This is a genomic window from Xanthomonas sp. NCPPB 1754, from assembly GCF_041475725.2.
Lineage (GTDB): Bacteria > Pseudomonadota > Gammaproteobacteria > Xanthomonadales > Xanthomonadaceae > Xanthomonas > Xanthomonas euvesicatoria.
On record NZ_CM192982.1, the window covers coordinates 2,546,243 to 2,558,202 of the forward strand.

Annotated in this window: 12 protein-coding genes; 6 read left to right on the top strand and 6 right to left on the bottom strand. The window is 65.4% G+C overall.

Annotated features, from left to right (window positions below):
• Positions 1-16: 16 nt before the first annotated feature.
• From ACCQ15_RS11185 to ACCQ15_RS11205, 5 genes are read right to left on the bottom strand one after another with little or no spacing between them, the layout of a single operon-like run.
• Complete coding sequence (locus tag ACCQ15_RS11185) at positions 17-220, bottom strand: hypothetical protein (RefSeq protein WP_014090243.1); 204 nt, start codon at positions 218-220, stop codon at positions 17-19.
• A gap of 9 nt (positions 221-229) precedes the next feature.
• Positions 230-2,020 (bottom strand): succinate dehydrogenase flavoprotein subunit, encoded by a 1,791-nt coding sequence (gene sdhA, locus ACCQ15_RS11190; RefSeq protein WP_005916748.1) that lies wholly within the window; start codon positions 2,018-2,020, stop codon positions 230-232.
• 33 nt (positions 2,021-2,053) lie between these two features.
• On the bottom strand, positions 2,054-2,440 hold the full coding sequence (gene sdhD, locus ACCQ15_RS11195) for a succinate dehydrogenase, hydrophobic membrane anchor protein (RefSeq protein ID WP_008576669.1): 387 nt from the start codon (positions 2,438-2,440) through the stop codon (positions 2,054-2,056).
• Positions 2,437-2,832, bottom strand: coding sequence for a succinate dehydrogenase, cytochrome b556 subunit (gene sdhC / locus ACCQ15_RS11200; protein ID WP_008576670.1), 396 nt, complete (start codon positions 2,830-2,832; stop codon positions 2,437-2,439). Before sdhC ends, sdhD begins: the two co-directional genes overlap by 4 nt.
• 56 nt (positions 2,833-2,888) lie before the next feature.
• Entirely contained in the window at positions 2,889-3,197 is a 309-nt protein-coding gene (locus tag ACCQ15_RS11205; protein WP_014090240.1) for a DUF1674 domain-containing protein, read from the bottom strand.
• Here ACCQ15_RS11205 and ygfZ point away from each other — a divergent pair.
• Complete coding sequence (gene ygfZ, locus ACCQ15_RS11210) at positions 3,099-3,971, top strand: CAF17-like 4Fe-4S cluster assembly/insertion protein YgfZ (protein ID WP_372380573.1); 873 nt, start codon at positions 3,099-3,101, stop codon at positions 3,969-3,971. The two genes, ACCQ15_RS11205 and ygfZ, sit on opposite strands and share 99 nt — an antisense overlap.
• Positions 3,972-4,103: 132 nt before the next feature.
• Here ygfZ and ACCQ15_RS11215 read toward each other — a convergent pair whose 3' ends face one another.
• Positions 4,104-5,192: an ABC transporter ATP-binding protein gene (locus ACCQ15_RS11215; protein WP_372359683.1), complete on the bottom strand. Its 1,089-nt coding sequence runs from the start codon at positions 5,190-5,192 to the stop codon at positions 4,104-4,106.
• 419 nt (positions 5,193-5,611) lie between these two features.
• On the opposite strand from ACCQ15_RS11215, the gene zwf reads away from it, so the two are divergent.
• The 5 genes from zwf to ACCQ15_RS11240 all read left to right on the top strand — a co-directional run bounded on the left by zwf (position 5,612) and on the right by ACCQ15_RS11240 (position 11,522).
• Positions 5,612-7,042 (top strand): glucose-6-phosphate dehydrogenase, encoded by a 1,431-nt coding sequence (gene zwf, locus ACCQ15_RS11220; RefSeq protein ID WP_008576676.1) that lies wholly within the window; start codon positions 5,612-5,614, stop codon positions 7,040-7,042.
• Positions 7,039-8,046, top strand: a complete 1,008-nt coding sequence (glk, locus tag ACCQ15_RS11225; protein ID WP_005929801.1) for a glucokinase — start codon at positions 7,039-7,041, stop codon at positions 8,044-8,046. The genes zwf and glk overlap by 4 nt, the downstream gene beginning before the upstream one ends.
• Positions 8,043-8,762, top strand: a complete 720-nt coding sequence (pgl, locus tag ACCQ15_RS11230; RefSeq protein ID WP_008576678.1) for a 6-phosphogluconolactonase — start codon at positions 8,043-8,045, stop codon at positions 8,760-8,762. Before glk ends, pgl begins: the two co-directional genes overlap by 4 nt.
• 131 nt (positions 8,763-8,893) lie before the next feature.
• The gene (gene edd, locus ACCQ15_RS11235) at positions 8,894-10,810 is read left to right on the top strand and encodes a phosphogluconate dehydratase (RefSeq protein WP_008576679.1); all 1,917 of its coding nucleotides are present in this window, start codon (positions 8,894-8,896) and stop codon (positions 10,808-10,810) included.
• Between the two features lie 52 nt (positions 10,811-10,862).
• A complete protein-coding gene (locus tag ACCQ15_RS11240) occupies positions 10,863-11,522 on the top strand; it encodes a bifunctional 4-hydroxy-2-oxoglutarate aldolase/2-dehydro-3-deoxy-phosphogluconate aldolase (RefSeq protein WP_372380574.1) in 660 nt (219 codons plus the stop codon).
• Positions 11,523-11,960: the final 438 nt, after the last annotated feature.

Consider the following 11,960-nt stretch of genomic DNA (forward strand, 5'->3'; position numbering starts at 1 on the left):
AGCTGCTCTCGTTGGCTCAGGCGATGCGCGGTGCGGACGACAACCGCACCGTGCGCATGAAGGTAAAGATGACGGATGCCACTGCCGAAGCAGTCGCGCAGCGGCCGGCCATGTGCCGGCGCTGCTCCAGCGTCATGCCACGACCACACTGCTGCACCGACTCGCTGCCACGCGCCGAGGCGATGGCAAGCGATGACAAGGCAACGGTGGGTCGCTGCATGCGCATCGATCAGTAAACGCGCGGCTTCGGCGGGACCACGTCCACGTCCTTGCTCAGCGTGTACATGTGCACAGGGCGGTAATCGAATTCGCACTTGCCCTTGTCGTCGACGGTCACCAGCGTGTGCTTTTGCCAGTTGACGTCGTCGCGGTCCGGGAAGTCTTCGTGCGAATGCGCGCCGCGGCTTTCCTTGCGCTGTTCGGCCGAATTGATCGTCGCCACCGCGTTGAGCAGCAGGTTGTTCAATTCATAGGTCTCGATCAGGTCCGAATTCCACACCAGCGAACGGTCAGACACCTTGACGTCTTCGAAGGTGGCGAAGATCTCGGCCATCTTGTCCACGCCCTCTTTCAGCGTCTTGCTGGTGCGGAACACGGCGGCGTCCGACTGCATGGTGCGCTGCATGTTGTCGCGGATCACGGCCGTCGGCGTGGAGCCGTTGGCGTGACGCAGCTTGTCCAGCAGGCCCAAGGCCTTGTCGCAGGCATCGGACGGCAGCGTCTTGTGCGGCTGATTGGGCTTGACCGTCTCGGCACAGCGATTGGCAACCGCGCGGCCGAACACCACCAGGTCCAGCAGCGAGTTCGAACCCAGACGGTTTGCACCATGGACCGAGACGCACGCCGCCTCGCCGATGGCATACAGGCCCGGCACCACGGCATCCGCATCGTCGCCCTGCTTGCGCACGACCTCGCCGTAGAAGTTGGTCGGAATGCCACCCATGTTGTAGTGCACGGTCGGCAGCACCGGGATCGGCTGCTTGGTCACGTCCACGCCGGCGAAGATGTGCGCGCTTTCGGCGATGCCGGGCAGCTTTTCGTTGATCACTTCCGGACCAAGGTGGGTCAGGTCGAGCAGGATGTGATCCTTGTGCTCGCCCACGCCACGGCCTTCGCGAATTTCCACCGTCATCGAACGCGACACCACGTCGCGCGACGCCAGATCCTTGTAATGCGGTGCGTAGCGCTCCATGAAGCGCTCGCCATTGCTGTTGCGCAGGATGCCGCCTTCGCCGCGCACGCCCTCGGTGATCAGGCAGCCCGCACCGTAGATGCCGGTGGGGTGGAACTGCACGAATTCCATGTCCTGCACCGGCAGGCCGGCACGCATCACCAGGCCGCCGCCGTCACCGGTACAGGTGTGTGCGGAGGTGGCGCTGAAGTAGGCACGGCCGTAACCGCCGGTCGCCAGCACCACGCCGTGGGCGCGGAACAGATGTAGCGAGCCTTCTGCCATGTCCAGTGCGAGCACGCCACGGCAGACGCCTTCTTCGTCGAAGATCAGATCGAGCGCGAAGTACTCGATCATGAAGCGTGCGTTGTGCGCCAGCGACTGCTGATACAGCGTATGCAGCATGGCGTGGCCGGTCCGGTCGGCTGCGGCGCAGGTACGCTGCGCTGACGGGCCTTCGCCATACTTGGTGGTCATGCCGCCGAACGGGCGCTGGTAGATCTTGCCCTCTTCGGTACGCGAGAACGGCACGCCGTAGTGTTCGAGCTCGATGATGGCCGGAATCGCTTCACGACACATGTACTCGATCGCGTCCTGGTCACCCAGCCAATCGGAGCCCTTGATGGTGTCGTAAAAGTGATAACGCCAGTCGTCCTCGCCCATGTTGCCCAGCGCCGCGGAAATACCGCCCTGCGCTGCCACGGTGTGCGAACGGGTCGGGAAGACCTTGGTCAGGCAGACCGTCTGCAGGCCCTTCTGGGCCAGGCCGAACGTGGCGCGCAGGCCGGCGCCACCGGCTCCTACCACGACCATGTCGTACTTGTGTTCTGTGATCTTGTAAGCGGACATCGAATTATGGGTTCCTGTTTGGTCGCTGACGACTCAGCTCATGCCCAGCGCGATACGCGCCACGGCAAATACGCTGACGATGGCGCCCAGCACGGCAACAAAACGCACGAGGGTCTGCGCAATCAGTGCGAGCAGCGAGTCGTGCACGTAGTCTTCCAGTACCACCTGCATGCCAAGCTGGGCATGCCAGAACGAGGCAATGAGGAAAGCGACAAGCAAAATCGCATTCCACGGCTTGGCCACTGCGGCGGTGGCGGCGGCGTGATCGGCACCGATCAAGCTCAGCACGAAGATCAGGAACCAGATCGACAGCGGCACCAGTGCGGCCGCGGTCAGGCGCTGGATCACGAAATGTTCGGTACCGGTCTTGGCGGCGCCCAGGCCGCGCACATTCTTCAGCGGGGTACGGTAGCGGCTCATAGGGCACCTCCGGACAGCAGTACGTAAGCCCAGATGGCGATAGTCAGCACAAGGCTCAGAACCACCGACAACCAACCCATGCTGATGAACGAGCGCACGGCGTAGCCTTGCCCGAAGTCCTGCAGCATGTGGCGCAAGCCACCGAACAGGTGGAAGGCGAAAGACCAGGTCCAGCCGAACAGGAATACCTGCCCATACCAGGTGGCAGCCTGATCGCGGAAACAATTCCAATGGTCGGGGCCAAGCATCAAGGTGAGCAAGGCAGCGGCAATTCCCAGTGCGCCGACGGACAGTACGATGCCGGTGGCTCGATTGAGAATCGAGGTCACCATCTGTATCTGCCAACGGTATACCTGGAGATGCGGGGAGAGAGGACGTTCGCGGATCGCCATTCGCTGGGCTCGTTTTCTCGGCTGGGCGGCACTAGGCCGCTGTGGCTAAAAGCTGCTCAAAAATCGATGCAGCGTCCATTTTTTTCCCAGTCGCCGTAGCGCGTTGGCTCGGGGCCGTCGCGCCCACCAATCTCCTTCGGCAGTGGCTTTTTCTCGGGAATATGCTCCTGAGAAGAAGGCTGCGTCTCGGAATCCTGCGCTGGGGTGGGGGTTGGATGGCCTATCATAGTGCTCTCACAACTTGGCGATTTTAGTCCTCCCCTTCCGTGGCTGACAACCTGAATCTTATTCCGCAGGGTTTTGGCTCCCTGCACGACATGCAATACGTCCGATTGGCCGGTACGGATGCAGTGGCGTTTGCGCATGCCCAATTTGCCAATGACGTACAGGCGCTGGCGGTTGGGCAATGGAAGTGGAACGCGTGGCTGACGGCGAAGGGGCGCGTGATTGCCATCTTCGCACTCCTGCGTGAGGACGACGCACACCTGCTGATGCTGTTGCCGGACGGCAACGCGGCCGAGATCGCCGCGCAACTCAGCCGTTTCGTGTTCCGCCGCAAGCTGAAAATCAGCGCTGCCGCGCTGCTCGCCTACGGCGGCTTCGTAGCGCCGGAACACGCGCATGCCGCGCAAGCCCATATCGGAACCCAGCGTATCGAGCTGGATCTGGGTAGCGCAGCGCTGCCGCGCACGCTATTGCTCTACAGCCCGGATGCATTGGCGATGCCTATCGAACTGCCGAGCGCACAGGCGCAGTGGCGGACGACCGATCTGCAACTGGGGCTCGCCCGCCTGGTCGAGAGCCAGCGCGAACAGTGGACGCCGCAGCAGTTGGCACTGGACCGCCTGCAGGCGTACAGCGTCAAGAAAGGCTGCTACCCGGGCCAGGAAATCGTGGCGCGGACGCACTTCCTGGGCAAGGCCAAGCGCGTCTTGCAGCTGCTTGAAACGGATGCGGCCGTGGATGCAGGCGATGCCGTCGCATTGGACGGTAGCGCGATCGGCACGGTGGTGAGCGTGGCCGGCAACCTCGCGCTGGCGGTATTGCCGTTGGAGCTGACCCTGGACCCCGGTACCGCGTTGCAGGCAGGCACGCATGGCGCCCGCCCACGCGCACTCACGACGGGGCTGGAGCGTTAGCGGCAAAAAAACGCAGCGAGCCGTGCCAGGCGGGCGTGGGCATCGCGCAGCACGCAGTGGCCCAACGACACCCGCCAATTCCGAGCGCCGGCCGTGCCCGTCTGGCGGCTGCGTCGCTGTTGACCAGTTTGCCTAAGCCGCCTCCAGCCGCTGGCCGGTAGCTGGATCGAAAAAGTGCAAGGCCTCGCTGCGCAATGCCAGGCGCAATGGCTGGCCCACCGCCGGCAAGCTCTGCGGCGGGACACGGATCACCAGCGGCTGACCGCCACGGTCGAGATTGAGGAAGATCTCGTTGCCGACCGGCTCGATCACATCGACCCGCGCATCGAAGCCCAGGACCGCTTCGTCGGACGGCTGCAAGTGCTCCGGGCGCACACCGACGATCACGTCCTGGCCGAACCAAGCCGCATCGACCCGCGCCGCACCCAGCGGCACGCGCCAGCCATCGGCCATGACCAGGTGCAGGCCGTCCTGCGCGTCCAGACGCCCCTGCAGCACGTTCATCGCCGGGCTGCCGAGGAACCCGGCCACGAACAGATTGGCCGGACGGTCGTACAGCGCCATCGGACTGTCGATCTGCTGGATCACGCCATCCTTGAGCACCACGATACGCTGGCCAAGCGTCATCGCTTCGACCTGATCGTGGGTGACGTAGATCATGGTGGTGCCAAGCTTGCGGTGCAGCTGCGCGATCTCGGTGCGCACGCTGTGGCGCAACTTGGCGTCCAGGTTGGACAGCGGCTCGTCGAGCAGGAACACCGAGGATTCGCGCACCATCGCCCGGCCCAGCGCCACGCGCTGACGCTGACCGCCGGACATCGCCTTGGGCAGCTTGTCCAACATCGGCGTCAGGCCCAACAGCTCTGCGGCGTTGTTGACGCGTTCGGCGATGACCTGCTTCGGATGCCCGCGCAGCTTGAGCCCGAACGCCAGGTTTTCGGCCACGGTCATGTGCGGATACAGCGCGTAGCTCTGGAACACCATGGCGATGTCGCGATCCTTCGGCGCCACGTCGTTGACCACGCGCTCGCCGATCTTCAGCGTGCCGGCGCTGATGTCTTCAAGCCCGGCAATCATGCGCAACAGGGTCGACTTGCCGCAGCCGGACGGCCCCACCAGCACCATCAGCTCGCCGTCGGCCACTTCGAAACTTGCGCCCTGCACCGCCACCTGGCCATTGTCGTAGACCTTGCGGACACCTTCCAACTGCACTTTCGCCATCGTTCGGCCTCAACGTAAGTTGTGCGCCCTGCCCTCGGCCCTCCCGATGGCGGTGACGCCGCATGCGCTTGCGAGGAATTCCCTGCAAACGAATGCATTGGTTTATTCTGACATGTAATCGTTTTCACATGGCAACATCGATCTCTGGAGGACCATGCCGCCACGCAGGTATGACGCATTGCCTGCAGTGCAGCTCGCCGCACGACGCATGGCATGCCATCACGCAGGTGCAGCTATGCCGCCATGCCGCTAACCGCTGATCGCCAGTTGCTGCAACAATCCGGGACTGGGTGTCAGCGTCCATCCCCCGCTGCGCGCACGCAAGTGTCGCTCAGGAACAGACGTACCGACCGCCGGACGACCGGCGCCTTTCCGACAAGCTGCTGATAACGATGTCTCCAGAATCTGAAACGCGGTCCATGCACAACACCCTGATCCTGTTTGGCGCCACCGGCGATCTTGCCCAGCGCTATCTCTTTCCTTCCCTTCTGCGCCTGTTCATCGACGGCCTGCTGCCGGAGGACTTCCGCATCCGTGCGCTGGCGCTGTCGCCCCACGACACCGATGCATTTCGCGAAGTGCTGCGGCCGCGCCTGACCGAAGCACTGCCGATCGCGACCGCCGAACAGATCGACACGCTGCTGCAGCGAATCGATTACCGCTCGGTGGATCTGCGCGATGCCGAGTCGGTGGCCAATGCGGTCCGCGAGCTGGCCAGCCGCCGCTGTGTGAGCTACCTGGCGATCCCGCCGGGCCTGTACATCAGCACCTGCCAGGGCCTGGCGCTGGGTGGCGCGCTGGAGGCACCGCATCGCTTGATGCTGGAAAAACCGATCGGCCACGACTCCGACAGCGCCCGCGACATCCTGCAGTCGATCGGCGCGCTGATCGACGAGGACCGCGTGTTCCGCCTGGACCACTACCTGGGCAAGGCGGCGGTGCAGAACCTGATCGCACTGCGCTTCGGCAACACGCTGCTGGAGGCGGTCTGGAACCGCGCCTACATCGAGTCGGTGCAGATCCTGGTCGCCGAAAGCGAAGGCGTCGACGGGCGCGACGCCTACTACGCCCGCTCCGGCGCACTGCGCGACATGGTGCAGAGCCATATCCTGCAGCTGTTGTGCCTGGTGGCAATGGAGCCGCCGGCCTCGCTGGAAGCCGACCGCATCCGCGATGAGAAGGTCAAGGTGCTGCGCGCCCTGCGTCCGATGACCGCCGAGCACGCCGCGCATGACTGCGTGCGCGGCCGCTACACCGCCGGCAGCATCAACGGACAGCCGGCGCAGGCCTACCACCCGCCGGAAGGCAGCGACGTGGAAACCTTTGTCGCCGTCACCGCGCATATCGACAATTGGCGTTGGGCCGGCGTGCCGTTCCACCTGTGCACCGGCAAGCGGCTGGCCGAGCGCTCCACCCGCATCGTGGTGACGCTCAAGCCGGTGACGCATTGGCTGTTCGAACGCCCCGACCGCCAGAATGCGGTGCCGAACCGCCTGACCTTCCAGTTGCAGCCGCAGGAAAACATCGAACTCGGCCTGATGAGCAGCCTGGCTGGCCCGGAATGGGGCGCGATCGAACTGCAGCCGCTGGAACTGGAACTGTCAGTGCCGACGGGCCTGCACCGTCGTATCGCCTACGAACGTCTGTTTGTGGACGCCTTCAACGGCAACCCCGCGCTGTTCGTGCGCGACGACGAGGTCAAGGCGGCGTGGTCGTGGATAGACAGCGTCAGCGACGCCTGGAAAGACGCCGCGCTGCCGCTGCAGCCCTACCCGGCCGGCAGCTGGGGGCCCGAATCCGCCGCCCACTTCCTGCCCCCGGCCACCGACGCACAGGGAAACAACGCATGACCGCTCCTTCCAAGCCGGTGCTGGTTGCCGATATCGGCGGAACCAATGCGCGCTTCGCGCTGGCCGATGTCGACGCTTCGGTGCCGTTGCTGGATGACACCTCGCGCGAATTTGCCGTGGTGGACTTCGGTTCGCTGGGCGAAGCCGCGCGCTATTACCTCGACCAGATCGGCGTGCAGGCCACCCAGGGCGTGTTCGCCGTGGCAGGCCGCGTGGATGGCGACGAGGCGCGCATCACCAACCATCCCTGGGTGATCTCGCGCTCGCGCACCGCCACCATGCTGGGTTTCAGTACCTTGCATCTGATCAACGACTTTGCCGCGCAGGCCATGGCCATCAGCCTGCTGCGCCCGCAGGACGTGGTGCAGGTGGGCGGCGCCAGCTGGCGGCCGGCGCCGATCGATCAAGCGCGCAACTATGGCGTGATCGGCCCGGGCACCGGCCTGGGCGTGGGTGGCCTGATCATCCGCAACGGGCGCTGCTTTCCGCTGGAAACCGAAGGCGGCCATGTCAGCTTCCCGCCCGGCACGCCGGAAGAAATCCGCATCCTGGAAATCCTGTCCGAGCAGTTCGGCCGGGTCTCCAACGAGCGGCTGATCTGCGGCCCTGGCCTGGTCAACATCCATCGCGCGCTCAGCGAGATCGCCGGCGTCGATCCCGGCCCGCTGCAACCCAAGGACATCACCGCGCGCGCGGCCGCGGGCGACCCGCGGTCCTCGCGCACCATCGACCTGTTCTGCGCCATCTTCGGTGCGATCGCCGGCGACATGGTGCTGATGCAGGGCGCTTGGGACGGCGTGTTCCTCACCGGCGGGCTGGTGCCCAAGGTGCTGGATTCGCTGCAGCATTCCGGCTTTCGCCAGCGCTTCGAGCACAAGGGCCGTTTCTCCGCGATCATGTCGAAGGTGCCATCGCTGGCGGTCATGCACCCGCATGCCGGCCTGCTGGGCGCCGCCGCATACGCGGTGGATGCACAACGTCAGCACCCCGGGGAGCAGCGATGAACCTGCAGGACAACCCGCGCATCGCCCTGGTGCGCTACGACGACCCGGCCGAGTGGACCGAGGCGGTGGCCAGCGAAATGGCCGACCTGCTGGAACAGGAAATCTCCCGGCGCGGCCAGGCACGCATGCTGTTGTCGGGCGGTACCACGCCTGCGCCGGTGTACGAGTCCCTCGCCCACCGGCCGCTGGACTGGTCGCGGGTGGAAGTGGGCCTGGTCGATGAGCGCTGGTTGTCGCCGCAGGATCAGGACAGCAATGCCTGGCTGGTGAATCACAGCTTCCTGACCCACGCACCGGCCGCGACCTTCATCCCGCTGGTTCGCCCAGGCAAGCAATTGCCCGAATGCGTGCACACCGCCAACCTGCAGGCCAAGCATGCCGAACCGGCCTGCCTGGCGGTGCTGGGCATGGGCGGCGACGGGCACACCGCGTCGTTGTTCCCGGGGGCCACCGACCTGCCCAAGGCGCTCGCCAGCCCGCAGCCGTATGCCTCGCTGGATGCCACCGGCTGCCCGGGCTCGAACCAATGGCCGTTACGCATCACCCTCACACCTGCAGGGCTTGCCAGCATTCCGACGCGCCTGCTGTTGTTGCGCGGCAAGCAGAAGCTGGACGTGCTGCAGGCTGCGCTGGCAGGCGACGATGTCAACGAATATCCCATCCGCGTGGCGCTGCAGCAGCCTGGTCCGCGGTTGCGGGTGCATTGGTGTGCTTGAATGCGAGTGGTTTGATGCGAGTCCTTCGCAACAGCCGATGCGATGCGAGTCCCTCGAAAAAACCCGCACATCCATGTGCGGGGAATTAAAAGAGCATTTCCTTCCCCCCTGTTTCTCATAGCCGGTAGCCAATGAGCCTGCATCCGAATATCCAAGCCGTCACCGACCGTATCCGCAAGCGCAGCGCTCCCTCGCGCGCGGCGTATCTGGCCGGTCTCGATGCTGCCCTGCGTGAGGGTCCGTTCCGTAGCCGCTTGAGCTGCGGCAATCTTGCGCATGGCTTCGCTGCGTCCGAGCCGGGCGACAAATCGCGCCTGCGTGGTGCGGCCACGCCGAACCTGGGCATCATCACCGCCTATAACGACATGTTGTCGGCACATCAGCCGTTCGAACACTACCCGCAGCTGATCCGCGAGACTGCCCGCGCGCTCGGTGCCACCGCACAGGTGGCCGGTGGCGTGCCGGCGATGTGCGACGGCGTCACCCAGGGCCGCGCCGGTATGGAGCTGTCGCTGTTTTCGCGCGACAACATCGCCCAGGCGACAGCCATCGGCCTGAGCCACGACATGTTCGACAGCGTGGTGTACCTGGGCGTCTGCGACAAGATCGTGCCGGGCCTGCTGATCGGTGCGCTGGCGTTCGGCCATTTGCCGGCGATTTTCATGCCGGCCGGGCCGATGACGCCGGGCATTCCGAACAAGCAGAAGGCCGAAGTGCGCGAACGCTACGCCGCTGGCGAAGCCACGCGCGCCGAGCTGCTGGAAGCCGAGGCCTCGTCCTACCACTCGCCGGGCACCTGCACCTTCTACGGCACGGCCAACTCCAACCAGGTCTTGCTCGAAGCGATGGGCGTGCAGCTGCCCGGCGCCTCGTTCGTCAATCCGGAGCTGCCGTTGCGTGATGCGTTGACCCGCGAAGGCACCGCGCGCGCATTGGCGATCTCGGCGTTGGGCGAAGATTTCCGCCCATTCGGTCGCCTGATCGACGAGCGCGCCATCGTCAACGCCGTGGTCGCGCTGATGGCGACCGGTGGCTCGACCAACCACACCATCCACTGGATCGCAGTGGCGCGTGCGGCCGGTATCGTGCTGACCTGGGACGACATGGACCTGATCTCGCAGACGGTGCCGCTGCTGACGCGCATCTACCCGAACGGCGAAGCCGACGTGAATCGCTTCCAGGCCGCGGGCGGCACGGCATTCGTGTTCCGCGAGCTGATGGACGCCGGCTACATGCACGACGACCTACCCACCGTGGTGGAAGGCGGCATGCGCGCCTACATCAATGAGCCGCGCCTGCAGGACGGCAAGGTGACCTACGTGCCGGGCACTCCCACCACCGCCGACGACAGCGTGGCGCGTCCGGTCGGCGATGCCTTCGAATCGCAAGGCGGGCTGCGCCTGCTGCGCGGCAATCTCGGTCGCTCGTTGATCAAGCTGTCGGCAGTCAAGCCGCAGCATCGCAGCATCCAGGCGCCGGCCGTGGTGATCGATACGCCGCAGGTGCTCAACAAACTGCATGCTGCCGGCGTGTTGCCGCACGATTTCGTGGTGGTGTTGCGCTACCAGGGCCCGCGCGCAAACGGCATGCCGGAGCTGCATTCGATGGCGCCGCTGCTGGGCTTGCTGCAGAACCAGGGCCGGCGCGTGGCATTGGTCACCGACGGCCGCCTGTCCGGTGCCTCGGGCAAGTTCCCGGCCGCAATCCACCTGACGCCCGAAGCGGCACGCGGCGGCCCGATCGGGCGCGTACGCGAAGGCGACATCGTGCGCCTGGACGGCGAAGCCGGCACCCTGGAAGTGCTGGTCTCGGCCGAAGAATGGGCATCGCGCGAGGTTGCACCCAATACGTCCGTTGCCGGCAATGACCTGGGCCGCAATCTGTTCGCCATCAACCGCCAGGTCGTCGGCCCCGCCGACCAGGGCGCGATTTCGATTTCCTGCGGCCCGACCCATCCGGACGGTGCGCTGTGGAGCTACGACGCCGAGTACGAACTCGGTGCCGATGCTGCCGCTGCGGCAGCACCCCACGAGTCCAAGGACGCCTGATCCCCTTCCCTCTGTGCGGCCGCTCCGGCGGTCGCCGTCACCCGGAGTTGCAATGACGATTGCCCAGACCCAGAACACCGCCGAACGTTTGCTGCGCGATGCCGGCATCCTGCCGGTGGTCACCGTGGACACGCTGGACCAGGCGCGCCGCGTCGCCGATGCGCTGCTCGAAGGCGGTCTGCCCGCGATCGAGCTGACCCTGCGCACGCTGGTTGCCATCGATGCGCTGGCGATGCTCAAGCGCGAGCTGCCCAACATCGTGATCGGCGCCGGCACGGTGCTCAGCGAGCTGCAACTGCGCCAGTCGGTGGATGCCGGTGCAGACTTTCTGGTGACCCCCGGCACGCCGGCGCCGCTGGCGCGCCTGCTGGCGGATGCACCGATCCCGGCGGTTCCAGGCGCGGCCACCCCGACCGAGCTGCTGACGTTGATGGGCCTGGGCTTTCGCGTCTGCAAGTTGTTCCCGGCCACCGCCGTGGGCGGTCTGCAGATGCTCAAGGGCCTGGCTGGCCCGTTGTCCGAGCTCAAGCTCTGCCCCACCGGCGGCATCAGCGAGTCCAACGCCGCCGAGTTCCTGGCGCAGCCGAACGTGCTGTGCATCGGCGGCTCGTGGATGGTGCCCAAGGACTGGCTGGCGCAGGGCCAGTGGGACAAGGTCAAGGAAAGTTCGGCCAAGGCGGCGGCGATCGTGCGGCAGGTGCGTGCAGGCTGACGCGCTGACGCCATCTCCAGCGGGTTGATCGTTGGATGACTTCGAATCTGTACGCCGGTACAGATGTACGGATTCGCTAAGGACGGCATTGGAGATCGAGTGATCCTGCATGACGGCGATCACTGCAGTGTTCGCCCGTAGGCCGAAAAAAATCTTTCGAAGCATCCTTGAGCGCGGCTTTTCTGCTCGAGGTCATGGCGATGGCACACCGATCTGCTCGAAGCCACGGTAATGAAACACCGAAGCGGCAGCGCGGCCGGGGATCGGCGGAGAGCGGCGCACGGAGGTGTCGCGACGGCGCGTCAGACAGGATGTCTGTCGCTCCGAAGAGCCGATCCCCGGCTGCGCTGTCGCCCCTTACCGGAGCCGCTGATTGGCGGTCAGGTGCTTTGGTTGTCGTACGAGCCGAAGGAAGCAACCGTACCCCAACCCCTCTCC